Below are 24,904 nucleotides of genomic sequence, written 5' to 3' on the forward strand. Positions count from 1 at the left end.
TCTGAGATGGGCATTACATCCGTATTAACGAAAGATAATGTAAAAAAGATAGATACAGATATTGATGTTCAAGAAAGGGATCTTAACGTTTTCATTACATCTGCCAGCCGAGTGATTGCGCCACTTTGGCCTATTTCTACATTTGCTGCACGTAATCCGTGGATGGGACTTGAAAACCAACCTTTTGATCAGATTGCAAGTTGGTTGAAAAACACTCGCGATGTTGATATATACCCTAGTGCGTCTATGATCCGTTCAGCAAAGAATAAAGGTGAGATTGATGAAGATTTTGTGGAAATGGGGCTTCAGCGTTGGCTTGATTCACATTCCTATCACATCCCACGGGACGTAGCAGAGCGATTTTGTCATGCTGCATTAAAGTTAGATCCCCTGCCTTCCGACCTTTTATCATCACATGAGCTGGAGAAATTAGTAAGTGAATGTAGTGGATTGGATCATATCGAGAATGTGTTTATGCAGCCACTAAGTTCGTATATAGAGAATCAAGATGGTGAAAGGCTAGTCAATATACTAGATCATCATGTCATTAAATGGAGTAAATTATATCTTGATGACTCTCAAGCAGGCTGGACAATGCCTAATCGTGAGGAAGGTTTCTATCGTGCTTGGCAGCATCTCATTCAATATGATCCAGCACTTAGCAAAAAGCAGCGAGAAAGGGTAAAGGGTTGGCCGAAAGAGGCACATTTGGCTTTACAGGAAGCTTTATTCGCACTAGAAATCCCAGAGTCAGAAATCCAGACTTATCTTGAAGGTCATTTACTTTCATTACCTGGATGGGCAGGGATGATGCTTTGGCGCTCCCAGCAATCGAGCCACGAACATGCACTCCTAACAGAATATTTAGCGGTTCGAATATCCATGGAGTGGGCTCTTATAAAGCCATACTTACCTTTGACTAATGAACGATCTAAGAAAAAAATTTCAATTGCTCCCCTTATAGCAGCTTGGATTCATTGGGGTGGGCTTACATTAGAAGAATGGTCACAGATGACGGCCATTGAACAAAACGAATATTTATCATTTGCCTACAGCTTTGATGAGAAACTTCGCAAGAAACTTTGGTTAGAAGCTTGGGAACAAACGTACACTGATCGATTAAGCCAGAAGATCATCTCGAAACAACGTGAAACCGGCGGTAAAAAATCTGCATTAGCTCAATTAGCATTCTGCATCGATGTACGATCAGAACCTTTTCGTCGTCAACTAGAAAAAGAAGGCCCGTTTGAAACGATTGGTATTGCTGGTTTCTTCGGGGTGCCGATTGCAACTTGTGAACTTGGCAGTAAACACAGTCATGCTTCCTTACCGATCATACAAAAACCGCAAAATAAAATAAAAGAGTTCGCAGATGAGGATGTATTCAAAAAATACAATCAACGGAAGCAAGCAATTCATTCTTTAAGCCATACCTTTAAAACGATGAAGCAGAATGCGCTTTCGAGCTTACTACTGCCTGAGCTAAGTGGACCTTGGCTTACTCTGCAAATGGCAGCCCGTAGCTTTGTGCCAAGAAAGGCGGGTCGTTTCATTCGTAATCTCCGTGAGGCTTGGTTGCGCAAACCTGATACAAAACTCTCGCTTCATCATGATACTACAGAGGCAGAAATACCTGTGGGTTTTACTGATGAAGAAAAAGTGAACTATGCTCGCCAAGCATTAAAAATGATGGGGTTAACAGAAAACATCGCACCCTTGGTCGTGATCTGCGGGCATGGCAGTCAAAGTACTAATAATCCTTATTCCGCAGCCCTTGATTGTGGTGCCTGCGGTGGAGCGGCCGGTGGATTTAATGCAAGAGTTTTAGCTGCTTTATGTAATCTATCAGAGGTACGAGAAGCTCTTTTAACTGAAGGAATTAAAATCCCTGAGGATACGGTTTTTGCAGCGGCTGAACATAATACAACGGTGGATGAATTACATTGGCTTTATGTACCAGAGCTTTCCGAAGCTGCACAAGAAGCATTTGAACAAATTGAAGCTGTTATGCCGAAAGTGAGACATCATGTAAACGCAGAACGTCTAGCCCAATTACCGAATTTCCAATCGAAGCTAAAAAATCCGAAGGCTGAGGCAAACCGATTTGCGGAAGATTGGAGTGAGATACGTCCGGAATGGGGACTGGCTCGTAATGCCGCTTTTATTATCGGTAAACGTGAACTAACTCAGGATTGTGATTTGGAAGGCAGAGCCTTTCTCCATAATTATGATTGGAAGCAGGATGAAAGCGGTGAACTCCTAGCAAATATTATTGCAGGACCTGGAACTGTAGCCCAATGGATTAATTTACAATATTACGCATCAACGGTAGCACCTCATTATTATGGCAGCGGAAATAAAGCAACTCAAACCGTTACTGCAGGTCTCGGCGTTATGCAGGGGAATGCAAGCGATTTGTTAGCCGGACTGCCTTGGCAATCCGTCATGGAATCAGATCACGAGGCCTATCATTCTCCTCTTCGTTTATTGATACTCATCCAAGCACCTAGAGAATATGTAGAACGGTTATTAAATCATGACTCAGCATTTCTGCAAAAAGTTCAAAATGGATGGGTCCGACTGGCTAGTCTTGATCCAGAAGGATGTTGGGAAAGCTGGTAATGATGAATCTAAGCATTTATCAAATGGATTTGTTACTCAATACAAAAATGATAAACATAAGGAAGAGGTGTGCTGTATGAATGTAAACCAAAATAAAAAAGTATTATTTTTGACGGATATTGAAAACGGTTTGGAGCCTATTTTACAAGAAGCGACTAACACTTCTGCAGAGAATATGTTGACTATACAAAGCTATGGTGCCGGTATTTCACATCCTTATGGAGAAATCATGAGGTCTGTTATTTTTGCGATTTACCAGGAAGGTGTTGAGGAGATTTTTGTAGTAGGAACAAAAGATAAGAAGACTTCCGCAGGTAATGGACTAACTCAACTTGAAACAATGAAAGATAAAATACAAACATTGGATTATCTCTTTCAAAATTGCAAGCCTGAATTTTTTGGTGGTACGGTCGATGAATGGCTAAATGAAAATAGCAGTGACACCATTGAAAAAAGTGTTGATATGATTCGACATCATCCACTAGTGCCGTCATATGTTAAAGTAAGAGGTTTATTCGTTAATCATAAGGATGGAAAACCCTCAATTATGGAGGGTCCTGATGCTAAAACAGGTCAAGCCATACCTGATCATTGCTTGTCATGATGAAATGCAGGTTCAACTTCTAAACGCACCTATATATGGAGAAAGCAGTTCTAAGGAGATTGTATGAGCGCTAATTTAACTGATTTTGTCACGAAAACAATAGAGGAAATGAACTCGTTTGATCGTGAAAATATGGAATGTATGAAAAAACTAATTAGAAAAGCAATTGATTTTTATCATCTAAAGTCTTATGAAGAAGTTGAGGAAACCCATTCAGGAAATGTTCGATTTTTGCATGTCCACTCTATGATGGAAGAAAATATGTTATCCAAAATGATAGTGGTCACAAGAAACGGTAAAACTGATTTGGATATTGAAGGTGTATATGAAGGATATGTTGTAAGAGAATATTAATGAGACGAAATCACAAATAGAATATGCCAATTTTTTTGCTCAGGAGATGTATTAGATATGAAAAAGTCGAAGGGTTCTATTGAATCAGAGATCAGTAAGTCCATTACTCAATGGGAGAAGGATTATCTTGGACGGGGGTCTGTATCTGTTAAGACTGATATACTGCGGGACATGATCATCGTCAATTTAAAAGGGATTTTAACACCAGCCGAATATGTAGTTTGTGGATCAAAAGAGGGTATGTTATCTATCAAACAAACTCGTTCGGAGTTAGTCGAATCAGGTATAGAAGGCCTTAAGGATATTATCTTAAAAATAACCGGAGAAAAAGTGAAAAGTTTTCATACTGATTTAAGCTCCCGGACAGGTGAACGAGTGATGGTGTTTAAATTATGTAATGATCTAGAGAAAAATTTGGAAAAGATCTTATAATCTAAAGAAAATAAAATGTTTTGACGGTATGGAATCTGTTGTGAATTGAACATAATGAACTGCCGCTTCTTTTGTTTTACAATTATGGCATCATTGATAACTTTTATTCATATCCTAAGCGGACATAAAGAGATGTCAATTCATAGTATACTGACTTGTTATTCCTGTCGAAAGATCTAACATCCGCTGTTGTTATGAGCGGATGTTTTTTACATCTAAATTTGATGCTGGTGATTAGTCACTTGAACAATATTAAATTCATTTTAATTGAAAACATCCTTGTCACCTGCCGGGTTCCCCCAAGTGTTTAGTGACATGATTATGAGACCAATTTCGTAAAGCTTGATGATAAATTTAAGAGGTGAACAAAATTGATATGCTGTCTTCAGTTTCATTTCACGGAATTAGCTTTAATTAAATATATCCAAAAAACGGATTGACATATCGGAATATAACGATATAATAATCCATATGGAACCAATTGAAGTATTCAAAGCCTTATCAAATGAATCAAGGCTGCAAATTTTACAATGGCTGAAGGAGCCCGATCGTCATTTTGCACCCCATGAAGGGATTGATATGAACACAATCGGGGTATGTGTCAGTCAAATAACAGACAAATTGAAAATGACGCAATCGACAGCTTCTCAATATCTTACCATCCTTTTAAGAGCCGGCTTGATTAAGGCGGAGCGTATTGGAAAGTACACATATTACAAAAGAGATGAAGAAGCCATTGGGAAACTTGCTGACTTTCTTAAAACAGAGATATAAAAATAAACATCAAAAGATGTTTATTTTTACACCATACATATCGACATATTACGATGTGTTTATTTTTTATAATAACATATCGATAATTCGTGATATGTTTATTAATAATTAAGGAGTGAATGTTTTATGTCTAACACTTGGAAAATTTATATTTTAGCCATTGTCAGCTTTTTAGTTGGAACCTCAGAGTACATCATTTCCGGAATTTTGGATCAAATTGCTCATACTCTCGGGATCACTTTAGCTGCCGCGGGCCAGCTTATTACCATTTTCTCACTTGTATATGCTCTTTCTACACCCGTACTTATGGCGTTGACAGCAAGTATGGATAGACGCAAATTGATGATGTATGCCCTAGGTTTGTTTGTGTTCGGTAATGTCCTGGCTTTTGTACTGCCTGGTTATGGATGGTTTATTGCAGCGCGGATCATTATGGCGATGGGAGCAGGTGTGGTGGTTGTCACCGCATTAACGATTGCCTCTAAGATTGCATCGGAAGGGAAGCAGGGAAGTGCCATCGCTACGGTCGTGATGGGATTTACCGCTTCTTTAATCATTGGTGTTCCGCTTGGAAGAATGATAGCAGTAGCATTAGGCTGGAAGTCTGTATTTGGAGCAATTGCTTTGTTGGGATTGATCGCAATGGTCGTTATTTTCTTTACTCTTCCGCATACTGAAGGGGATAAGCCTGTGCCTTTGCTTCAACAGCTTGCTCTTTTCAAAAAACGGAAAGTGGCTATGGGATTATCAATCACTTTCTTCTGGCTCGGGGGATATTCTGTTGCTTACACTTATTTGTCACCGTATCTCTTGAACATCTCAGGTATAAATGGCAAGCTGCTCAGTGGTGTTTTGCTTATATTTGGAATTGCCAGTTTGGTTGGATCAAAGTTTGGGGGATATAGCACCGATAAATGGGGAGTGTCCTTTACACTCGTTGGCGGGATGACGTTGCATATCGTCACACTGATTCTTCTGTCACTTGTTACTCATTCCTATATCGGAGTGTTGGTGATTCTCATATTATGGTCGTTTGCCGCATGGTCTACCGGTCCGACACAGCAATTTCACCTGGCTACAATAGAACCGGAAATGTCAGGTGTTTTGCTTAGCATGAATCAGTCAATGATGCAATTTGCCATGGCAATCGGCGCAGGTATAGGAGGGGTTTTTGTGGAAAACGTATCATTGGCCTCGATTACCTGGGTTGGTGCGTTAGGGGTTATGATTGCCATTATTACATCATTGACGATTTTTCATTCACAACCGAAACAGACGTTAAAAGATATCAATCAATAATTTCGAAAGATCTAACATCCGCTCGTTATACAAGCGGGTGTTTTTTATAAGCTCAAGTAGAAGGCACACTGAAAAGGGATTTTTGCCGACGGAGAGCTGAAACACGGCAAGTTATAATATACTAGGAAGAGAAATAACGGTATGGCGGAAGGGTTCTAGCGCTTCTCGCCTGTAAGATCATTACTTTGAGGATGTGTCATCGTGAATCAAAAGACGTACATTGAAATGAGCAGGACATCGCAGTACATCAACAAAATGAGAGAGTATTCAGTGCTAATTGATGGGGCTGAGATGGGAAATATCAAAGATGGAGGGAGGCTGCGAATTGATTTACCGCCTGGTGAGCATGTTATTCAAGTGAAGATTGCTTGGTGTACAAGCCCAACTTTGAGGTTTACTTTAGCGGAAGGAGAAGTGTTGAAGTTTAGATGCGGAAGTCCACTTCGAGGATGGAAGTTGCTTTTGGCGCTTTTTTCTGTTTTGGGCCGTCCTGAAAATTATCTGTTTATCGAGCAGGAAGAAGAGAAAAAGCTTTGTGGTGACTTTGTTGTGTGAATAAATAGGAATAAATAGATTAAATATTAAATACCCCTGAATTATGTTTTGTGAAAGATTGATATAAGCGGTAGCCTTCTCAATGTCGTTCTCCTTGGAGAAGGCTGCGTATAAGAAATTCTCGGACTTTGCGGATAGACCTTCCGATATCCATTTCAGGATTAATGTCTTCTGGGTGGAGAGTCCGATTTCATCATAGTATCGCAGTGTTTTTGTTGATACTTTGCATATCTTTGAAAATTCGCCGATCGATAGCCGAGTGATCACCTCCATGCTCCAAATGTACACCTTTCCGTAAGGGCAAAGTTAAATGTGAAAATAAAACTGTTCCAAAGTTAATCAGAAATTTATTTTCATATTGTATCCTTTCAGTATCAAGTGAAAGGAGCATCATATGAAAACATTATGGAAAGTCCTCAAAATTGTTTTTGTCAGCTTGGCTGCTTTGGTTTTGCTTGTATCCGTCTCGGTATTTATTTATCACCATTACCAGCTAAATAAGGAGGCGGCACTGCTGAAAGGTAAAGGCGCAGTAGTCGATGTTGATGGGAAAAAGATGAATGTGTATCAAGAGGGAAGCGGGAAGGATACGTTTGTGTTTATGTCCGGTTCGGGGATTGCTGCGCCTGCTTATGAAATGAAGGGGCTGTACAGCAAGTTTTCAAAAGAAAGCAAGATTGCTGTTGTAGATCGGGCAGGTTATGGATACAGTGAAGTGTCTCACGATGACAGAGATATTGATACGGTATTGGAACAGACGAGGAAAGCGCTTATGAAAAGCGGAAATAAGCCTCCTTATATTTTAATGCCTCATTCGATATCCGGGATTGAAGCGATGTATTGGGCACAGAAATATCCTAAGGAAATCAAGGCCATTATTGCGATGGATATTGGATTGCCCCAGCAGTACGTCACGTATAAATTGAGCGGAGTTGACAGATTGAAAGTGAGAGGGTTCCACCTGTTAACCTCGATTGGTTTTCATCGGTTTATACCTTCCGCTGTATATAATCCTGAGGTGATTCGGCAGTCGTTTTTAACTGATGAAGAAAAAGAAATCTATAAAGCCATTAACTTTAAGCAATTTTTTAATGCAGATATGGAGCATGAGCTTTTACAGTCTTACCAAAACGGCAGCAAATCTGTGAATCTGCCGGCGCCAAAGGAAACTCCCGTCTTGATTTTAGATGCGGTCTCTGACCAAAATAGACATTCAAAGTATGCTATACAAAACAGAAAAGACTATAAAGCGTTTGCGGCTCAATTCAATACTGCCGATATAAAGGAACTGAGGGGAACACACAGTATTTATTTATATCAGCCTGATCAAATATATAAACTGTCCATGGAGTTTATGAGAAAGGTTCGCTAGGATGAAGGGTTATCATATTTTAATCGTTGAAGACGATGTGATGATTGGTGATTTGCTGCAAAAGATTTTGCAGCGTGAGGGATATCGTGTGATATGGAAAACAGATGGAGCGGATGTGCTTTCGGTGATTCAGAAGGTGGATTTGGTCATTATGGATGTGATGCTGCCGGGTGAAGACGGGTATCAAATGACTGCAAAAATCAAAGAGCTGGGGCTGGGCATTCCGGTTATTTTTCTTTCGGCCCGTAATGACATGGACAGCAAACTTCAAGGTTTGCAGATCGGCGAGGATTATATGGTAAAGCCCTTTGATCCGAGAGAGCTGCTATTAAGAATGCGGAATATGCTTGAGCATCATTATGGCACCTTTACGCAAATCAAACATTTGTATATTGATGCAGTAACGAAAAAAGTGTTCAATGAAAGCCTGCATGATGAGGTATTATTTACTGCGATTGAGCGGAAAATTTTCTTTTATTTATATGAAAATAGAGACAGTATCCTGACAAAGGAACATTTCTTTGAATATCTATGGCAGCTCGAAGATAGAAACCCGAATATTGTCAATGTGCATATTAAAAAAATCAGAGCTAAAATCAATGATCAAGCGGGTGAGATGATTGAAAATATATATGGAGAAGGGTATCGGCTGAATACCGTTGTGAAGAAATGAAGCTCAAGACAAAATATCAGTTGTTATTGTTTACGGCCGTCATTAGTGTTCCGATGCTATTGCTGGCGGTCAGTGTTTTGATGTCTGTGATTTATGACAGCATGTTTAAAACGATGAATCATGGTATGCCCTTTCACAGGTCGTTTGCGTACCCGGCAATGATCGTTGTATTTTTGATATCGCTCTTATTGTTAGCTTTTTTATTTTCAAAGTCGATTCATTCTCTGTTGCATAAAATCAATCTATTAAATAAAACCATTCGGCATTTGGCGAGTGATCAAAGGGTGCCCGATAAAATTGAAGTGAAGCGTGCGGATGAAATCGGGGAACTGATCAAGTCGGTCAATTTGTTAATTGAACGGACGACATATCGTGAACTGGAGCTGAGACAGCAAGAGGAAATCAAAAAGGAGCTTTTGCAAAAACTGCGGCATGACATTAATACACCTTTAACGGCTCTCAGGCTGCAGTTATTTTATTTGGAAGACCAATGTCATGGTCAGGCTGTATTCGAATCATTGTATCAGCAAATCGAATATATCTCGGAATTAACCAATGAATTCAATCTATATTCCGCTGAGACGCTGGAAAGCTCTTATATTGTAAATGAAGAAGTGCGTCTAAACGAGCTATTAGAAACAGCGGTGAAAAAGTGGGATTATTTATACAGTATGAGTGGGATTGAGCTGCACTATAAGCCGGCAGATCAAGATGTGATATGGATGAGCAACGCGTTATGGATGCAAAGGCTGTTTGATAATATTTTTCAAAATACGTTAAAGCATTCAAAAGCTGAAAAGATGGAAGTCACGATTGAACATGGCGATGTTTTTATTCGTGATGACGGTATTGGATTTGATCGGAATGAGAGCAGTGAGGGACTTGGGTTAAAGATTATTGAGGATACATGCAGGCTGCTTGCGATTACTTATGAGCTGCATACAAATGATAACGGAACGGGGTTCTTGTTTTCAAAAGAGTGACCCCGCTGATGTTTTTCTTTCTCCTATAAAATTTATATAATAGGAGAAAGAAATGGGGTGAACAGCATATGTTTAAAAAAATCATCAAAACGATTAAGTACCTCTCAAGCAGTTCTAGTGACCGATATCGCAGACACCGGCATTACAGCAGCAGTCGGCGCAGACATTATCGCAGCTACAGCAGCAGTTCGGGCAAAAGAAGACACTACGACCGTTATGGCGGCAGTCATCGTTACAAACGCCGGAGCTACAGCAGCAGTTAATCCAAAAAAAGTTCTTGTTCCGCTTTTGGGACAAGGGTTTTTTTATGTGACCGATTGAATGGCCCGGTTTAGATCCTCGCGAATGGAAGCGGTGTGCTGATACTCTTCCTCAATGCCCAATAATCTTTTCAGCAGCAAGGTTACTTCCTTTGTCAGTGTTAATTCCTCCAGCCAAGTGCCGTTTTTCTTCTTTTTTCCTTTATATTGAGAGTACAGCAGGAATAACAGCGTTTCTCCGAGATCGAAGAAGTCATCCTGTTTTCGTACCTTTATTTCCTCCATTTCTTCAGGAGTCAATTGTTTGGCAAGGCCGAAATCGATGAGGCAGAGCCTGCCGTCATTGATGATGATATTAGGCGTTCTGATGTCGCTGTGGAAGATAAGGCGATCATGCAGGTATTCTATAATCTCAAGCAGCTGCGAAATCAGTTGTAATGCCATAAGCTCTGTGAACGGCTGTTTTCGAAAAAATAATAATTCTTCTATATTCTCTCCCTCAATGAACTGCATGACATAATAAGCCTGTCCGTCTATGATGAACTCATCTATGAAGCCCGGAATTTGCGGGTGGTGAATGCTTTTGAGAAGTTTTATTTCCTGCTGGAACCGGACTTTTTCTTTTTCCTTTTTCGCTTTTGTCGGCCGAAGCTGTTTTAAGACATAAGGTGTTTGAGCTAGGATATCGGTGCACAAATAAACCAAACCGTAGCCTCCCATACCGAGGCACTCTTCGATTTTGTATTGATGATTTAAGATAACGCCGTTCTTTAGAGGGCGGTCAAATAGCAGTTTTTTTAGAAGTTTTAATGCCATGTCTGCACTTCCCTTGGTTGTACTGACTATAGTTTACCTTCTAGACTGAGAATAAAAAAGAGCCGGATAACCGGCTCGGTATAAGTTAAAACTGCTTTGTCACGTCGTATTCATAATCTATTTTTGCTTTTACGTTGCTCATCGTCGATCTGGCTGTCGCTAATGTATTATATTTAAAACTCCATACCTTTGCCACACTGAGTTGATCTGACAAAGAGATATCATAAGACCCTGAAGTCGAGCTGTTTACAAGAGCACGGCGCCATTCGTTGTTTTCGCTCGTCATGATCAGGTGGCGTGTATTTCCCTGGCTTGGTGTTTGAGTGGCGGTTGTCTGAACTCTGGTTACAATGGCATCACGCGGTATCCCAGATTGGTTTGTTAAATCAACCTTGATCACGCTGGAGTCAGAACCTGAGGGGCTAAGGCTTGTATTTCCTTTATTTTCAGCAACGCCGCTGAATTGGAACGTTCCGCTGCCTGATTTGATTCGGTCTTCAATTGAAAGTGTAAAATACATGTTTCCGGTATAGGTGCCTCGTGACACTTTCACATAAAAGGTATCTGTCGTGTTTTGGGCGTCTGCATTTGCATAAATAAAAGAAGAAAACGTATTAGGGTTAATGACTTCTGTCCCTTGAGAAACAGGTATTCTATTCTTATCATAAATTTCAATTTTCATCCCTGTATACGCGCTCTGGTATGTACTCCTCACGTATACTTTTTCTCCCTTATTAGCCGTAAAAGTGAAATAGGCTTCGTCTTGACCAGCTTCCAGTATTGTTGTATCGATATTTTTATATTTCCAATAACCGATCGGCATTGCGGTATCAAATGAATTGTTTCCTGTGATAGCAGTAACTCCGACAGCTGATGCCGAATACGTAAAGGTAGATAAGACAGACAGCATAACAGCGAATGGAATAAGCCATTTTTTCACCATGCAAACAACCTCCTTTTATTTCCATCATACATAATAACGATTTAGGTGTAAATAAATGTTTTTTGAGGTTAATATATACATTATCTTTGCCGATAAAAAAGAATAAGAGAGAATACTCGGGAGGGAATTCAATGCGTCTGAATCGGCAATTTATCCGCACTCAGCTGATGGCACAGAACATATTGAGCAAGAATGCGCCTGCCAAACGGGAGAATGCGACTGAAAATCCAGCGGCAGTTCTGGAAAAGGCATACAGCAGGCTTAAGTCACAATCTTCAACTGGGGGAATCAATCAGTTCAATTATTCTAAAACCAGCGTGTCGGGAAACAGCGGGACGTTCAGCAAAGTGTATCAATCAGCGAATGATCGAACAGTGACAGACACAGGGGAAGAAACAGTGATTCAATCCCAAAACCCCTATGAATCTGAGAGTGATATCAGAATCAAAATACTAGATGAAAAATACAGCAGGATGAATGCGATTAATAAAACAAAGTCTGATCCATTAGGCTATATTAAGGATAAGTACCAAAATTCAAAGTCTCCTTATTTCAGAAGTGATCTGTCAGCTGCAGAAAGACAGGCCGCTTACGATAATGAAACAGAATGGCTATTCAAAGGGAAGGCGCAAAACTATAACCTCCAGGATGCTGCGTTTCGGAATGTCACATTTCATGGGGAAGTGGAAGCTGAGAATGAAAAGGTGTATCAGCGGGGACAGGTTAACCAGCAGCTGCAAGTGCTGTTGAATCGAAACCATATTCATATTCCAGAGGGGACAGAGCTGACGTTTACAATCACACCGATTGACTATCAGGTGCGGGTGAGCGGGACAGACGATCAGGATCTGATCAAGCAAATTGAGCAAGTGCTGCAATCTGGAGACAACAGCAAAGAACTATTTTTACACATCATGAAAAGCCAAAGCAGTGATTCAACACAATTTTCCGAAGAGGCCTATCAAAAGTATCAGGCAGCTCGTGAGATGTACGAAGTCACAGGCTATCAATTGAAGGATTTAGAAGTCATTGATGGACGGTACGTCACGCCTGAGGGACGTGACTTAATAGATGTATATAAGGAAGAGCTTGAAAAAGATCCAGTGCAGAAGCAAACGGCTTCTTATGCTATATCTTACTATCGTTCAGAGCTCAGTAAAATCGCGGAAGCCGGGTATAATGCCATTCCGGATTTCATCCTATCAATTGATTACAGCAATGGATCTCTGAGAGATGTGGGACAAAGCAAGAGCTATGGGACCGGAGATACCGGGTGGCTTGAAGCATTAAAGCGTCAAACGGGTGTGAATTATTAAGTAAGCTGTTCATGTAGAACAGCTTATTTTTTATGAGAATCTAAGGGGTGTATTAATTTCAATATTCAAACAATTTTATTATTTTTATATAAAAGATTTTAAAAGAAGTGAACGATTCAAAACTCTGAACAAAGGTGTTTACCTGAAAAAAACAATTGTATTTTCCAGAGAAATTTATTATGATGAAATAAGTAATTTAGGAGATTATATAACAATTTTAAGTTTGAATTTTCTGATTGTTATCACTGATTCATGTGAAGGCAAGCAGGTCTGCTGTTTTCTCATTTATGAGTATTTTGATAGGAGGAGGAAGAGGAGTGGCAAATAAAGAATTAAAGAGGGGCCTGGGTGCGCGCCATATTCAGATGATCGCCTTGGGCGGTACGATCGGTGTTGGCTTGTTTATGGGTTCTGCCAGCACGATTTCATGGACTGGCCCATCTGTCCTTCTGGCTTATGCAATATGCGGAATTTTTATCTTTTTTATTATGCGTGCGATGGGTGAAATGCTGTATGTCGAGCCGAGCACAGGTTCTTTTGCGACGTTCGGCCATCAATATATTCATCCGATGGCAGGTTATATAACAGCATGGAGCAACTGGTTCCAGTGGATTATCGTCGGCATGTCAGAAATTATCGCTGTCGGTTCTTATATGAAGTATTGGTTCCCGGATTTGCCTGCTTGGATACCTGGTATCGTGGCAATGGTGATTCTTGGTGCGGCGAATTTAATTTCTGTTAAGTCGTTTGGGGAATTTGAGTTTTGGTTTGCGATGATTAAAATCGTGACGATTATCTTGATGATTATTGCGGGAATCGGAATTATTTTCTTCGGTTTTGGCAACGGCGGAGATGCGATCGGTTTGTCAAACCTGTGGTCTCACGGGGGCTTCTTTGCAGGAGGTTTCTCGGGTTTCTTCTTTGCACTGTCTCTTGTCATTGCGGCCTATCAAGGAGTTGAGCTGATCGGGATTACAGCGGGTGAAGCGAAGGACCCGCAAAACACGCTAAGAAATGCGATTCAAAGTATTATCTGGCGTATTTTGATTTTCTACATTGGTGCTATTTTTGTGATCGTGACGGTGTATCCTTGGGATGAGCTCAACTCACTCGGAAGTCCGTTTGTGTCTACGTTCTCGAAAATTGGAATTACGGCAGCGGCCGGCATTATTAACTTTGTCGTGATTACTGCTGCAATGTCCGGCTGTAACAGCGGTATTTTCAGCGCGGGCCGCATGCTGTATACACTGGGTGTCAATGGACAAGCACCGAAATTCTTTAAGAAGATTTCACGCAATGGTGTGCCGCTGTATGGCACAATTGCGGTGCTGATCGGTTTGGCTGTCGGTGTTGTGCTGAACTATATCGCTCCGCCGAAGATCTTTGTCTATGTATACAGCGCAAGCGTGCTCCCAGGGATGATTCCTTGGTTTATCATTTTGATCAGCCATATCGGATTCAGAAAAGCGAAGGGCGCTGCATTAGATAAACATCCATTCAAAATGCCGTTTGCTCCTTTTACAAACTATTTGACGATTGCTTTCTTGCTGATGGTTCTGGTTGGCATGTGGTTTAACGATGATACTCGTATCTCTCTGATTGTAGGCGTAATTTTCTTAGCGCTTGTGGTCATTAGTTATTATGTGTTTGGGATTGGCAAACGCACGCAGGCCAATTTGACAAAAAGCGAACAAGCAGCTGAATAACGATAAAAAAGAGACATTCGCGGATGTCTCTTTTTTTATTTTTCGCGTATGGATTTTCCCTATTTTAGCAAGCTATAGGGTAAAGATAGCAGAAGGAAAGGTGTTCATAAAATGGATGTTACACTCGGTTATTTGCGCGAATCACTTTCGAATCATCTAGAAAATGAAGTCTGCCAGCGTATTTGCAAGAAGATGCTGGCGAAGCGTTATGCAAATGAAGGGGAATTTGTAAAAGACTTAGATGATAATGAAATGTCTTTTTTGAACCATGTATTAGAAAAAGAAATTAAGTATGCCCAGAATGAACAGGATCAAAAACGGGCCAAGGAATTAAACGAGGTGTATGAATTACTGCTTTGAGAAAGGCGGGTAAGAAATGGGAGCAATTGAACGAAGCGGATATACATTTCAGCCGGAGTTTAGCGTTGTCCGTCAAAACGGAGCCATCCATGTGTACCATCAAGGAGAATTTGTGGAAGAAATCGAATTTGAATTTAACGGGGAATATCCCGATCATGATTTGATTGAAGAGCTTGTGAATCATTATTGTTTTGAGCATGAGATTTAGAGCCCTGCCGTGCAGGGCTCTTTTATTTAGGATGTGATCAGGCCATACTTTTTCAGGATATCCACGGTGATGTTTTTGGCTTTTGTGCCGGAATCATCGACATTGGTGACAAAGACATAAGAGCCATGCTCTGTTTTGATGAATCCGACAAACCATCCTAATCCCATATCTGTCAGGCGGGTTCCGGTTTTCCCGTAGAGCGTGTAATGATCGCCTTCCTCTTGAATCATCATGCGCTTGACGGTTTTCATTACCGGCTTGTCAAATGGAAGCTCCTCTTTAAATAGGTTCTCCAAAAAGGTTGCTTGTTCCAGCGGAGATATTGTGAGCGAGCTTTGCAGCCAAAACTGGTCGATTCCCCCGCTGATATCCTCGTTGCCGTAAGATAGTGTATGAAGCCATGTTTTCATCCTTTCCTCGCCGATATCTCTCGCTAATTCCTGATAATACCAGATTGCGGATTCGCGCATGGCCGAGCCAAGCGTATGGTCGCGGTTCCATGATTCGAATTCACGCTTGACCCCGTCCCATCGTTTAACATCGTATTCATCTCTTACAGCTTTGACCTGCAAGCCGATTAAAGCGTTCACGACTTTAAAGGTGGATTGCGGAGTTTGTCTTTGATTTGCCCGTTTTCTGTTATAGACAAATGTCTGATCCTTTTGTAAATCGTGAAGAATGAAGGTTCCATCCGTATCCTTGAATTCGTCATCGACATTCATTCTGCTGACATTCAAGTGTTTTTCATGAGCAGATGATGCTGCGTGGACGGAGAAGCCGCCGATCCCTGCAATACTCAGCACAAGCACAACATATATCCATTTTTTCATTTTGTTCTCCCCTTTGTTTTGATTAACTACCTTTTCTCTCTTTCGTTTGTTCTTCCTTTAAAAAATAATCAAAAAGCGCTTAAATTTGGTTTTGTAAACAAATACTGTTACTGGGTTTATGTTCGGAAGATAACGTGAAAATAGAGGGTAAAAAGGAAGGCAGGGTAAGCGGATGAATGAGCAGATTCCACATGACAAAAGTCTCGATAACAGCCTGACACTGCTGAAGGAAGGGTATTTATTTATTAAAAACAGAACAGAGCGCTACAATTCAGATCTGTTTCAGGCCCGTTTGTTGGGAAAAAACTTTATTTGCATGACTGGCGCTGAGGCGGCGAAGGTGTTTTATGATACGGATCGGTTCCAGCGGCAGAACGCTTTGCCTAAGCGGGTGCAGAAATCGCTGTTTGGTGTTAATGCGATTCAGGGAATGGATGGCAGCGCGCATATCCATCGGAAGATGCTTTTTCTATCATTAATGACACCGCCGCATCAAAAACGTTTGGCTGAGTTGATGACAGAGGAGTGGAGAGCAGCAGTCACAAGATGGGAGAAGGCAGATGAGGTTGTGTTATTTGAAGAAGCAAAAGAAATCCTGTGCCGGGTAGCGTGCTATTGGGCAGGTGTTCCGTTGAAGGAAACGGAAGTCAAAGAGAGAGCGGATGACTTCATTGACATGGTCGACGCGTTCGGTGCTGTGGGACCGCGTCATTGGAAGGGAAGAAGAGCAAGGCCACGTGCGGAAGAATGGATTGAAGTCATGATTGAAGATGCTCGTGCCGGCTTGCTGAAAACGACTCCTGGAACAGCGCTGCATGAAATGGCTTTTCACACACAAGAAGATGGAAGCCAGCTGGATTCCCGCATGGCAGCCATTGAGCTGATTAATGTATTGCGGCCTATTGTCGCCATTTCTTACTTTCTGGTGTTTTCAGCTTTGGCGCTTCATGAGCATCCGAAATATAAGGAATGGCTGCGGTCTGGAAACAGCCAGGAAAGAGAAATGTTTGTGCAGGAGGTCCGCAGATATTATCCGTTCGGCCCGTTTTTAGGGGCGCTTGTCAAAAAAGATTTTGTATGGAATAACTGTGAGTTTAAGAAGGGCACATCGGTGCTGCTTGATGTATATGGAACGAACCACGACCCTCGTCTATGGGATCATCCCGATGAATTCCGGCCTGAACGATTTGCGGAGCGGGAAGAAAATCCGTTTGATATGATTCCTCAAGGCGGGGGGCACGCCGAGAAAGGCCACCGCTGTCCAGGGGAAGGCATTACAATTGAAGTCATGAAAGCGAGCCTGGATTTCCTCGTCCATCAGATTGAATACGATGTTCCGGAACAATCACTGCATTACAGTCTCGCCAGAATGCCGTCATTGCCTGAAAGCGGCTTTGTAATGAGCGGAATTAGACGAAAAAGTTAAATTAAAAAGCTCTCTTCCTTTATCGAAGAGAGCTTTTTGATTACTTCTTTTTTTCATCGTAGTATTGGACGGGATACATGGAGCCTTCTGATACCATTTTGTTGTCCTCGATATCTTGCGGGTCCGGGTGGCCGGCTTTATCAACTGGGAACGTTTCCATGTCTGGCTGTTTTGTTATTTTCATCTTCATGCTGTGAATGAATTCTCTTGCCTTTTGGCGATTTGACGGGTCCTTTAATAGATAAGAAGTGATGCCGACAGTTGAAACAGCGAGACCTGAAAGTAACAGCTTTTGTTTCATGGTGATACTCCTTTCTATTTTAAGAATAGTGTTTCCTGTATCATTCCCGTTTTGGAAATAGCTAAACCTATTGTGTTTTTATCATTGGAATTCACAGTAAATTCCATTTAAGAAGAAATTAGTGACTTCATTCCTGTATTGGAAGGTAATATACATTGACTTATTATAGTTTCAGTCAAAATTCGATAAATATTGACAAAGTAAAGTAATCAGAATAATAATATAATTAGCAAGAGAATGTCATCATACATGAAAGGTGTTTACGATATGAATCAATTGCATCGAAGAATGGGAACGTTTTCCCTCATGATGGTCGGGCTCGGGTCGATGATCGGTTCAGGCTGGCTGTTCGGGGCTTGGCGTGCGGCTCAAATAGCAGGACCAGCTGCTATTATTTCATGGGTTATTGGAATGGTCGTCATTTTATTTATTGCTCTTTCTTATAGTGAACTAGGTTCTATGTTCCCTGAAGCGGGGGGAATGGTAAAATATACGCAATATTCACATGGTTCGTTTATCGGTTTTATTGCGGGCTGGGCCAACTGGATTGCGATTGTGTCCGTCATTCCGGTTGAAGCGGTGGCCTCCGTTCAATATATGAGTTCTTGGCCTTGGGAATGGGCGAAATGGACAAGCGGTTTGGTGAAAAATGGAACACTGACTGGGGAAGGACTAGCATTTGCCTCTGTATTGCTTCTCATTTATTTTCTGCTGAACTACTGGACAGTCAATCTATTTTCGAAAGCGAATTCATTAATTACGATTTTTAAAATTATTATTCCGGGTCTTACGATTGGAGCTTTGCTGTTTGTCGGATTCCATGGAGAAAACTTTACTGGTGGTCAAAGCATTGCGCCGAATGGCTGGGCAAGTGTGCTGACAGCGGTTGCCACTTCCGGTATCGTTTTTGCGTTTAATGGTTTCCAAAGCCCGATTAATATGGCGGGTGAAGCAAAAAATCCGGGGAAATCAATTCCGATTGCGGTTGTTGGCTCTCTTTTCGTTGCGACAGTGATTTATGTCCTGCTGCAGATCGCCTTCATCGGAGCGGTGAATCCTTCTGATATTGCTCACGGCTGGAGCCATCTGAATTTTAATTCTCCTTTTGCTGATCTGGCGATTGCGCTGAATATTAACTGGCTTGTTATTGTGTTATATGCAGATGCATTTGTATCACCGTCTGGAACGGGGATTACGTATACGGCGACAACGTCCCGAATGATTTACGGAATGGAAAAAAACAAATACATGCCGAGTATATTCGGGAAGCTTCATCCGATTTACGGCGTTCCGCGACAAGCAATGTTCTTTAACTTGATTGTTTCGTTCATCTTTTTGTTCCTGTTCAGAGGGTGGGGCGTATTAGCGGAAATTATTTCTGTTGCTACTTTAATTTCTTATATCACCGGCCCGATCACAGTCATGACATTGAGACGGACGGGGAAAGACCTGTACAGGCCTCTTCGTTTAAAAGGCTTAAACGTGATTGCGCCGCTTGGATTTATCTTTGCGTCACTGGTGCTGTATTGGGCGCGCTGGCCGTTAACAGGACAGGTTCTGTTTATTATCCTGATCGGTCTTCCGATTTATTTCTATTATCAGGCGAAGGCGAAATGGAAAGGGTTTGGCCGGAACTTTAAAGCCGGCGTCTGGATGGTGTTTTATCTGCTGGCCATGATGGTCATTTCTTATTTGGGCAGTGATAAATTCGGCGGCCTGAATGTCATTCATTATGGCTGGGATATGGTTCTGATTGCGATGGTATCACTTGTATTCTATGTGTGGGCGCTGAAGAGCGGCTACCAGACAGAATACTTAAAGGATGCGAAAGAGATAAATTCTCAGCTGCTTAATGGACAGTCAGAAGCTGCTGCCGGAAAAGAATAAAATATAGAAGAAAACCTTGCGATAGTTGTCGCAAGGTTTTTTGCTTTTAATAACTCTTTTTTACTTTGTGGAAAAGATCAGGATAGTTGGTGAACACTCCTGTTACGCCCCAATCAAGCAGGCGATGCATATCAGATTCATTATTGACTGTGTAAGGGTGAAGCAGGAGGCCGTGGCTGCGGATCATACGGACGTTTTCTTGATTTAAAGCTTTATAATCCGGGCCCACACCGACAGCGTATGTTTTGATTTCTTCCAGGGCAGCATCTGTCATTGACGCCATTTGTTTGGCTTCCAGCAATTGAACGGTCGGCAGGTTTGGCTGTAATTGATGGACTTTTACCAGGCTTTCTTTGCTGAACGATTGAATGATCACCTGGCCTGGCTTAGAATGCTTCCCCAGTAATTTATGTTTCTGCAAAGAAGCGATCAGTTTTTCTTCCATACCTGGGTAGGTGTCAGGCGATTTTGTTTCAATGTAGTAGTTCGCGTGCTTTCCGAAACGGTCTAATACCTCTTCTAATGTAGGAACTTTAAGGCCGACGTACTGCGGCTTTGCTTTTTCCGGATAGGCTTCATTAAACCAAGAACCGGCGTCAAGCTTCTTAATGTCTGCGAGCGTATGGTCTTTCACCCAGCCCGTTCCGTTTGTGGTACGGTCCAGTTTTTCATCGTGCATGACAATCAATTTCCCGTCTTTTGTCATTTGCAGATCTAATTCAATATAATCTGCTTTCATTTTCTGAGCGGTTTCGTAAGACAGAATCGTGTGCTCAGGCACATATCCAGAAGCCCCTCTGTGCGCGACGGTCAGGATACGGTCAGGTGACAGCAGGTTTCCTTTTGACGCTGCCGACACTGGCGTTACCATAAATGAGAGTAAGCCCAGCGACAGAACAAACAAGGCCAGTATTCTATTTTTTCTCATGATTTTTCCTCCTTATAGATAAGCACTACCTGTCTTTCATATTAAAAAACGGATGTAAACGGCGTGTTGGAAAACTATTAATCTTTTATGTGTCTTTCTTAAACATGCTCTGCCCGTTTTCCTGTATTCCACGTCAAAGCCAAGAAGACGATGGCAAGAATGCAGGAAGAGATCAGCATGATAAAGCCGCCGTTCCAATTAAAACGGTCAACGACAAAGCCCATAATGGCGTTTGCGAAAGCGGATCCGCCGATGTATCCGAAAAATCCGGTCAAACCGGCTGCAGTTCCGGCCGCTTTTTTCGGTGCTAGATCGATCGCTTGCAGGCCGATCAGCATAACAGGTCCGTAGATTAAGAAGCCAATGCTGATCAAGGCGATATTGTCTACGAGCGGATTGCCGGCCGGATTCAGCCAGTACACCAATACGGCAATGAAAACACCCGCCATAAACAAAACGCCTGCCGGTGCCCGGCGGCTTTTGAAGAATCGGTCACTGATCCAGCCGCACAAGATCGTCCCCGGTATGCCTGCGTATTCGTAAAGAAAATATGACCAGCGCGAGTCTTCAGGAGAAAAGCCTTTGGCTTCTGTTAAGTAAGTAGGCGCCCAGTCAACCACGCCGTACCGCACGAAATAAACAAATACATTGGCAAAAGCGATGTACCAAAGAAATTTGTTGTTCAGCACATATTGAAAAAGAATTTCTTTTGTTGTTAATTCTTTTTCCTGATTTTTAAAAGCGTGTTTTGGATAGTCATTCCGATACTCTTCAATTGGCGGGAGTCCGCAGGATTGAGGCGTATCACGAACCAATAAAACAATTAAAAATGAAATGATAATGGCGATGATGGCAGGGAAGAAAAACACGCTTTTCCAAGTGACGAACATCGCGATCCCAAGAGTGACAAGCGGAGCAAGAATACCGCCGCCTATGTTATGGGCGACATTCCAGATCGACATTTTTGTGCCGCGTTCACTTATAGAGAACCAATGGGCCATCGTCCTGCCGCATGGCGGCCAGCCCATTCCTTGAAACCATCCGTTGATAAACATAAAAATAAACATGATGGTGACGCTCGAAGTCACCCAAGGCATTGAAACGAATAGAATATTAACGACTGCTGATAAAAATAGGCCTGTCGCCAGAAAATATCTCGGATTACAGCGGTCAGACACCATTCCCATGATGAATTTGCTGAAGCCGTACGCAATGGACACAGCGGCCAGCACCAAACCCAGTTCTGTTTTCGAAAATCCCTGTTCCTGCAGATAAGGAATGGCAAAGGCAAAGTTTTTCCGCAGCAGGTAGTAGCCTGCATAGCCAATGAAAATACCAATGAATACTTGCAGCCTGAGCCGTTTGTATGCCGCATCCATCTTTGAATCATCCAGTCTCTCAATGTGAGGAGCCGGTTTAAATATATTAAGCATTAACAATTATCCCCCTTTGCTGTTTGTGCTGGATGTGTGGCGTGCCTCCTTTCCCGAAAAACAAAAAGAGCCAGAAAACACCCCTTGTCAAAAGGGGTTGGATTCCTGGCTCTCCTCATCTCCATCCAAGCTATTAACTTATCATGATAGCGCTTTCTTAAATTATCATAGTCCGGAGCGAATGTAAACGGGTAATTTTCAAATTGGGCCTTAGGGAAGTAAATATTATCCTTTTACTAAATACAGTTATGTTTTTTTACTAGTAACATAAAAATCTGGAGGGAGGCTGTTTAAAGGTGGATGAATTAGATATCGCATTCTTTATTTTACCGTTAGGAATTATGCTGCTATCGATTGTCGGGACCTGTATTTGTAAAAACCCGTATCTGATGCCAATGCTTAGTTTGGTGATTTCTCTTGTGCTCACCTTTACCATTTTTAATGAATCATTTTTGGGATGGGCTGTTGTCTATAGCTTGGTTTCTCTGGCTTTATCCTATATCACATTGATTGTGGTAAGGAAAAGGAAGGAATCAGGAAATTAAAAAGACCTCACTTTCTAATATATTGTTGACTAAAGCAACTATATGTGATTATAATTGCCTTAGTCAACGATATTAGAAAGTGGGGATTGATTTGAAAACAAGAGAATCATCTGTCGGGTTAAAATTCAGAAAGTTCAATCGATTTTATACAAACGTCCTTGGTTTCCTTAATGAGCACATTTACGACAGCCCGTTTTCCTTAACAGAAACACGGATTTTATTTGAGATTTATAATACGCCTAATTGTACGGCAAAAGCTCTTCAGGATAAGCTGGGGCTTGACCGGGGATATGTCAGCAGGATTGTGAAGCAGTTTGAAAAAGAAGATTTGATCTATAAACAGAGGAGCAAAGATGACGCCCGCCAACATTATATTTTTGTCACAGAAACAGGAAAAACGATTTATAAAAAGCTGGAGGAGAAAGCCAACGAACAAGTAGAACTGATGCTGAATGAAATCAACCAAAAGGAGCAGCACAAGCTTGCCGAGGCGATGGCAGAGATTGAAGCGATCCTTTCACAGTCGCTTTCTGCCAGATCATCAGAGATATCGATTAGAGATTATTTTCTTTCGGAGGATCTTCAACTCCTTATTGAGAAACAAAGACAATTTTACGCGGAGGCTCACGGTTGGGATGACACGTTTTTAGCTTATCTTCAGGAGACATTTGACGCTGACATCGAAAAAATATGGATTGCGGAAAGCGGCGGGAAATTTGCCGGCTCTGTCGGGTTGGTCAAGCATGATGAAAAGACAGTCCAGCTCAGATGGTTTCTGGTTGATGCGGATTTTCGGGGCAGGGGGCTCGGCACGCAATTGCTGGAGCATCTGGTTGCATACTGCCAAGACATGAAGTTTGACCGCATTTTCCTTTGGACGGTGAGTACCATGGCTGAGGCTCGTCCGCTCTATGAAAAATTTGGATTCAAGATAAGTGAAGTGAAACAAGAAGCGCCATTATGGGGACAGCAGCTGACAGAAGAACGGTGGGATTTGGAGCTGTCATGAAAAGACTGCATTATGCTTGGGTCATCGTCTCCGTCACCTTCTTGATCTTATTGGCGGTTCAGGGGGTGCGGCTGTCGTTTGGTGCGTTTGTGGAGCCGTGGGAACGGCAGTTTTCAATGGATAGAAGCACCATCTCGCTGATTTCGACGATGAGTTTTATTGTTTATGGCATATCACAGCCTGTGATCGGTCGGCTTGTGGACAAATGGGGTGCCCGGGCTGTTTTGGCATGGAGTGCGTTACTGACAGGAGTCAGCATTTTCTTAACATACCTAGTGACTTCGCCTTGGGAGCTGTTTTTGCTTTATGGGCTGGGTGTCTCGCTTGGAGTGGGCGGAGCATCGAATGTGGCGGCAAGTGTATTGGTCGTCAATTGGTTCAGCAAAAAGCGGGGACTAGCCTTTGGGATCATGGAAGCAGGCTTTGGCGCGGGGCAAATGCTTCTCGTTCCCGGCTCACTCATGTTGATCCATTGGTTTAGCTGGAAGCTGACGGTTGTGGTGTTGGGACTGCTGTTAATCTTGATTGTCTTTCCGGCTGCGCTGCTGATGCTGCGGAACAATCCTTCAGAAAAGAATACAGAGCCGATAGGCGGACTGGCTGCATCAGAAAAAGAAACAGCACCCAAAACAACAGCTCTTTCAGTGGCCGGGATGTTTCGTATGAGGCAATTCTGGTTCTTGATTTTTCCGTTTTTGATCTGTGGTTTTACGACCGTGGGGCTGATGGATACCCATTTGATTCCGTTTTCTCATGATCATGGCTTTTCAACGACAGTCACGAGTGCTGCTGTCAGTCTGCTGGCAGGCTTTAATATTGCTGGCATCTTGCTGTCCGGAATTGTAGCGGATCGGTGGAGCAGCCGGAAAATCCTGTGCTTTTTATATGCGGTGCGGGCGCTGTTGATCGTGATTCTTATTTACAGCCACGAGCCCTACTTGCTTTTAGCCTTTGCGATTTTGTTTGGATTAGTGGACTTTGCAACGGTAGCACCGACTCAAATACTCGCCACCCAGTACTTTCAAAACTACTCGATCGGCCTCATGATTGGCTGGCTGTCACTCGCCCATCAGATCGGATCGGCACTAGGTGCGTATGTGCCCGGCGTCATCTACACGGTAACGGGTGAGTATACACTGGCTTTTTATTTGTCGATTGGAATGCTCGTGCTTGCGAGCGTAATGAATGTGATGCTGAGGGAGCCAGCGGCGGTTACGCGTGACAGTGCGGCTGTGATAGACAAGTGATGAGGACAAAGGGAAAGCATC

At 42.2% G+C, this 24,904-nt stretch carries 26 protein-coding genes and 1 pseudogene; 20 read left to right on the forward strand and 7 right to left on the reverse strand.

All coding sequences use genetic code 11. From position 1 onward, the window contains the following. The first annotated feature begins 6 nt into the window (after positions 1 to 6). The 7 genes from ACZ07B_RS17855 to ACZ07B_RS17885 all read left to right on the forward strand — a co-directional run bounded on the left by ACZ07B_RS17855 (position 7) and on the right by ACZ07B_RS17885 (position 6,640). Positions 7 to 2,622, forward strand: coding sequence for a DUF2309 domain-containing protein (locus ACZ07B_RS17855; RefSeq protein ID WP_217020543.1), 2,616 nt, complete (start codon positions 7 to 9; stop codon positions 2,620 to 2,622). Positions 2,623 to 2,698: 76 nt separating this feature from the next. Then, a complete protein-coding gene (locus ACZ07B_RS17860) occupies positions 2,699 to 3,226 on the forward strand; it encodes a carbonic anhydrase (RefSeq protein WP_217020541.1) in 528 nt (175 codons plus the stop codon). A gap of 63 nt (positions 3,227 to 3,289) precedes the next feature. Continuing rightward, the gene (locus ACZ07B_RS17865; protein ID WP_014475635.1) at positions 3,290 to 3,580 is read left to right on the forward strand and encodes a DUF6407 family protein; all 291 of its coding nucleotides are present in this window, start codon (positions 3,290 to 3,292) and stop codon (positions 3,578 to 3,580) included. A gap of 57 nt (positions 3,581 to 3,637) precedes the next feature. Next, positions 3,638 to 4,012, forward strand: a complete 375-nt coding sequence (locus tag ACZ07B_RS17870) for a Na-translocating system protein MpsC family protein (protein ID WP_003246482.1) — start codon at positions 3,638 to 3,640, stop codon at positions 4,010 to 4,012. 471 nt (positions 4,013 to 4,483) lie between these two features. Then, a complete protein-coding gene (locus ACZ07B_RS17875; RefSeq protein WP_003234907.1) occupies positions 4,484 to 4,786 on the forward strand; it encodes an ArsR/SmtB family transcription factor in 303 nt (100 codons plus the stop codon). Positions 4,787 to 4,912: 126 nt separating this feature from the next. Continuing rightward, entirely contained in the window at positions 4,913 to 6,085 is a 1,173-nt protein-coding gene (locus ACZ07B_RS17880) for an MFS transporter (protein WP_406901828.1), read from the forward strand. A gap of 201 nt (positions 6,086 to 6,286) precedes the next feature. Then, positions 6,287 to 6,640, forward strand: a complete 354-nt coding sequence (locus tag ACZ07B_RS17885; RefSeq protein WP_095010790.1) for a hypothetical protein — start codon at positions 6,287 to 6,289, stop codon at positions 6,638 to 6,640. Between the two features lie 150 nt (positions 6,641 to 6,790). On the opposite strand, the pseudogene ACZ07B_RS17890 reads toward ACZ07B_RS17885, so the two are convergent. Beyond that, positions 6,791 to 6,913: pseudogene (locus ACZ07B_RS17890) on the reverse strand (MerR family DNA-binding transcriptional regulator); the annotation flags it as partial. Positions 6,914 to 7,034: 121 nt separating this feature from the next. On the opposite strand from ACZ07B_RS17890, the gene ACZ07B_RS17895 reads away from it, so the two are divergent. The 4 genes from ACZ07B_RS17895 to ACZ07B_RS17910 are packed head-to-tail and all read left to right on the forward strand — an operon-like array spanning position 7,035 to position 9,989. Further along, positions 7,035 to 8,012: an alpha/beta hydrolase gene (locus ACZ07B_RS17895; RefSeq protein ID WP_217003271.1), complete on the forward strand. Its 978-nt coding sequence runs from the start codon at positions 7,035 to 7,037 to the stop codon at positions 8,010 to 8,012. Between the two features lies 1 nt (position 8,013). Further along, on the forward strand, positions 8,014 to 8,685 hold the full coding sequence (gene ybdJ / locus ACZ07B_RS17900) for a two-component system response regulator YbdJ (RefSeq protein WP_217003270.1): 672 nt from the start codon (positions 8,014 to 8,016) through the stop codon (positions 8,683 to 8,685). Next, positions 8,682 to 9,668, forward strand: coding sequence for a sensor histidine kinase (gene ybdK / locus ACZ07B_RS17905; protein ID WP_217003269.1), 987 nt, complete (start codon positions 8,682 to 8,684; stop codon positions 9,666 to 9,668). The genes ybdJ and ybdK overlap by 4 nt, the downstream gene beginning before the upstream one ends. A gap of 57 nt (positions 9,669 to 9,725) precedes the next feature. Then, complete coding sequence (locus tag ACZ07B_RS17910) at positions 9,726 to 9,989, forward strand: hypothetical protein (RefSeq protein ID WP_024571603.1); 264 nt, start codon at positions 9,726 to 9,728, stop codon at positions 9,987 to 9,989. Here ACZ07B_RS17910 and ACZ07B_RS17915 read toward each other — a convergent pair. Together ACZ07B_RS17915 and ACZ07B_RS17920 are read right to left on the reverse strand one after the other, a co-directional pair. Then, a complete protein-coding gene (locus tag ACZ07B_RS17915) occupies positions 9,974 to 10,744 on the reverse strand; it encodes a serine/threonine protein kinase (protein WP_124060146.1) in 771 nt (256 codons plus the stop codon). The genes ACZ07B_RS17910 and ACZ07B_RS17915 overlap by 16 nt on opposite strands. 85 nt (positions 10,745 to 10,829) lie before the next feature. After that, positions 10,830 to 11,687, reverse strand: coding sequence for a hypothetical protein (locus ACZ07B_RS17920; RefSeq protein WP_024571601.1), 858 nt, complete (start codon positions 11,685 to 11,687; stop codon positions 10,830 to 10,832). A gap of 131 nt (positions 11,688 to 11,818) precedes the next feature. On the opposite strand from ACZ07B_RS17920, the gene ACZ07B_RS17925 reads away from it, so the two are divergent. The 4 genes from ACZ07B_RS17925 (at position 11,819) to ACZ07B_RS17940 (ending at position 15,277) form a co-directional block, all read left to right on the forward strand. Next, the gene (locus tag ACZ07B_RS17925; protein WP_217020533.1) at positions 11,819 to 13,003 is read left to right on the forward strand and encodes a DUF4885 domain-containing protein; all 1,185 of its coding nucleotides are present in this window, start codon (positions 11,819 to 11,821) and stop codon (positions 13,001 to 13,003) included. A gap of 317 nt (positions 13,004 to 13,320) precedes the next feature. Next, a complete protein-coding gene (locus tag ACZ07B_RS17930) occupies positions 13,321 to 14,709 on the forward strand; it encodes an amino acid permease (RefSeq protein ID WP_015252942.1) in 1,389 nt (462 codons plus the stop codon). Positions 14,710 to 14,820: 111 nt separating this feature from the next. Continuing rightward, positions 14,821 to 15,069: a sigma-G-dependent sporulation-specific acid-soluble spore protein CsgA gene (gene csgA / locus ACZ07B_RS17935; protein WP_024571599.1), complete on the forward strand. Its 249-nt coding sequence runs from the start codon at positions 14,821 to 14,823 to the stop codon at positions 15,067 to 15,069. A 16-nt stretch (positions 15,070 to 15,085) separates the two neighbouring features. Continuing rightward, entirely contained in the window at positions 15,086 to 15,277 is a 192-nt protein-coding gene (locus tag ACZ07B_RS17940; protein ID WP_003234886.1) for a DUF5370 family protein, read from the forward strand. Positions 15,278 to 15,303: 26 nt separating this feature from the next. Here the strand turns inward: ACZ07B_RS17940 and blaOXA are convergent, their stop codons facing one another. Continuing rightward, positions 15,304 to 16,107: a class D beta-lactamase gene (blaOXA, locus tag ACZ07B_RS17945; protein ID WP_326214284.1), complete on the reverse strand. Its 804-nt coding sequence runs from the start codon at positions 16,105 to 16,107 to the stop codon at positions 15,304 to 15,306. Between the two features lie 172 nt (positions 16,108 to 16,279). On the opposite strand from blaOXA, the gene cypC reads away from it, so the two are divergent. Beyond that, positions 16,280 to 17,533, forward strand: coding sequence for a fatty-acid peroxygenase (gene cypC / locus ACZ07B_RS17950; RefSeq protein WP_086343388.1), 1,254 nt, complete (start codon positions 16,280 to 16,282; stop codon positions 17,531 to 17,533). Positions 17,534 to 17,573: 40 nt separating this feature from the next. On the opposite strand, the gene ACZ07B_RS17955 is transcribed toward cypC, so the two are convergent. Continuing rightward, positions 17,574 to 17,834, reverse strand: a complete 261-nt coding sequence (locus tag ACZ07B_RS17955) for a hypothetical protein (protein WP_003234883.1) — start codon at positions 17,832 to 17,834, stop codon at positions 17,574 to 17,576. Between the two features lie 267 nt (positions 17,835 to 18,101). Here ACZ07B_RS17955 and ACZ07B_RS17960 point away from each other — a divergent pair, with 267 nt between their 5' ends. After that, entirely contained in the window at positions 18,102 to 19,721 is a 1,620-nt protein-coding gene (locus ACZ07B_RS17960; protein WP_003246447.1) for an APC family permease, read from the forward strand. Positions 19,722 to 19,767: 46 nt separating this feature from the next. Here the strand turns inward: ACZ07B_RS17960 and ACZ07B_RS17965 are convergent, their stop codons facing one another. Beyond that, entirely contained in the window at positions 19,768 to 20,649 is an 882-nt protein-coding gene (locus ACZ07B_RS17965) for a glycerophosphodiester phosphodiesterase (protein ID WP_464877501.1), read from the reverse strand. 98 nt (positions 20,650 to 20,747) lie between these two features. Continuing rightward, positions 20,748 to 22,082 carry a glycerol-3-phosphate transporter gene (gene glpT / locus ACZ07B_RS17970; protein WP_017694971.1) on the reverse strand — a complete coding sequence of 445 codons (1,335 nt, stop codon included), beginning with the start codon at positions 22,080 to 22,082 and terminating at the stop codon, positions 20,748 to 20,750. 296 nt (positions 22,083 to 22,378) lie between these two features. Between glpT and ACZ07B_RS17975 the strand changes: the two genes are divergently transcribed. From ACZ07B_RS17975 to ACZ07B_RS17985, 3 genes are all read left to right on the forward strand, one after another. Then, positions 22,379 to 22,627, forward strand: coding sequence for a YbeF family protein (locus ACZ07B_RS17975; RefSeq protein WP_015715167.1), 249 nt, complete (start codon positions 22,379 to 22,381; stop codon positions 22,625 to 22,627). 91 nt (positions 22,628 to 22,718) lie between these two features. Continuing rightward, on the forward strand, positions 22,719 to 23,636 hold the full coding sequence (locus tag ACZ07B_RS17980) for a bifunctional helix-turn-helix transcriptional regulator/GNAT family N-acetyltransferase (RefSeq protein WP_076458346.1): 918 nt from the start codon (positions 22,719 to 22,721) through the stop codon (positions 23,634 to 23,636). Further along, complete coding sequence (locus tag ACZ07B_RS17985) at positions 23,633 to 24,883, forward strand: MFS transporter (RefSeq protein ID WP_464877561.1); 1,251 nt, start codon at positions 23,633 to 23,635, stop codon at positions 24,881 to 24,883. Before ACZ07B_RS17980 ends, ACZ07B_RS17985 begins: the two co-directional genes overlap by 4 nt. The last annotated feature ends 21 nt before the right edge of the window (positions 24,884 to 24,904 follow it).

It is taken from the genome of Bacillus sp. 9.4, from assembly GCF_055486415.1.

Bases quoted from the DNA above. Each gene is read 5' to 3' on its own strand.
- ACZ07B_RS17920 (WP_024571601.1), bottom strand. From the start codon at position 11,687: ATGGTGAAAAAATGGCTTATTCCATTCGCTGTTATGCTGTCTGTCTTA.
- ACZ07B_RS17860 (WP_217020541.1), top strand. From the start codon at position 2,699: ATGAATGTAAACCAAAATAAAAAAGTATTATTTTTGACGGATATTGAA.
- csgA (WP_024571599.1), top strand. From the start codon at position 14,821: ATGGATGTTACACTCGGTTATTTGCGCGAATCACTTTCGAATCATCTA.
- glpT (WP_017694971.1), bottom strand. From the start codon at position 22,082: ATGCTTAATATATTTAAACCGGCTCCTCACATTGAGAGACTGGATGAT.
- ACZ07B_RS17985 (WP_464877561.1), top strand. From the start codon at position 23,633: ATGAAAAGACTGCATTATGCTTGGGTCATCGTCTCCGTCACCTTCTTG.
- ybdJ (WP_217003270.1), top strand. From the start codon at position 8,014: ATGAAGGGTTATCATATTTTAATCGTTGAAGACGATGTGATGATTGGT.
- ACZ07B_RS17965 (WP_464877501.1), bottom strand. From the start codon at position 20,649: ATGAGAAAAAATAGAATACTGGCCTTGTTTGTTCTGTCGCTGGGCTTA.
- ACZ07B_RS17855 (WP_217020543.1), top strand. From the start codon at position 7: ATGGGCATTACATCCGTATTAACGAAAGATAATGTAAAAAAGATAGAT.
- ACZ07B_RS17880 (WP_406901828.1), top strand. From the start codon at position 4,913: ATGTCTAACACTTGGAAAATTTATATTTTAGCCATTGTCAGCTTTTTA.
- ACZ07B_RS17940 (WP_003234886.1), top strand. From the start codon at position 15,086: ATGGGAGCAATTGAACGAAGCGGATATACATTTCAGCCGGAGTTTAGC.
- ACZ07B_RS17875 (WP_003234907.1), top strand. From the start codon at position 4,484: ATGGAACCAATTGAAGTATTCAAAGCCTTATCAAATGAATCAAGGCTG.
- ybdK (WP_217003269.1), top strand. From the start codon at position 8,682: ATGAAGCTCAAGACAAAATATCAGTTGTTATTGTTTACGGCCGTCATT.
- blaOXA (WP_326214284.1), bottom strand. From the start codon at position 16,107: ATGAAAAAATGGATATATGTTGTGCTTGTGCTGAGTATTGCAGGGATC.
- ACZ07B_RS17870 (WP_003246482.1), top strand. From the start codon at position 3,638: ATGAAAAAGTCGAAGGGTTCTATTGAATCAGAGATCAGTAAGTCCATT.
- ACZ07B_RS17895 (WP_217003271.1), top strand. From the start codon at position 7,035: ATGAAAACATTATGGAAAGTCCTCAAAATTGTTTTTGTCAGCTTGGCT.
- ACZ07B_RS17960 (WP_003246447.1), top strand. From the start codon at position 18,102: ATGAATCAATTGCATCGAAGAATGGGAACGTTTTCCCTCATGATGGTC.
- cypC (WP_086343388.1), top strand. From the start codon at position 16,280: ATGAATGAGCAGATTCCACATGACAAAAGTCTCGATAACAGCCTGACA.
- ACZ07B_RS17925 (WP_217020533.1), top strand. From the start codon at position 11,819: ATGCGTCTGAATCGGCAATTTATCCGCACTCAGCTGATGGCACAGAAC.
- ACZ07B_RS17955 (WP_003234883.1), bottom strand. From the start codon at position 17,834: ATGAAACAAAAGCTGTTACTTTCAGGTCTCGCTGTTTCAACTGTCGGC.
- ACZ07B_RS17865 (WP_014475635.1), top strand. From the start codon at position 3,290: ATGAGCGCTAATTTAACTGATTTTGTCACGAAAACAATAGAGGAAATG.
- ACZ07B_RS17915 (WP_124060146.1), bottom strand. From the start codon at position 10,744: ATGGCATTAAAACTTCTAAAAAAACTGCTATTTGACCGCCCTCTAAAG.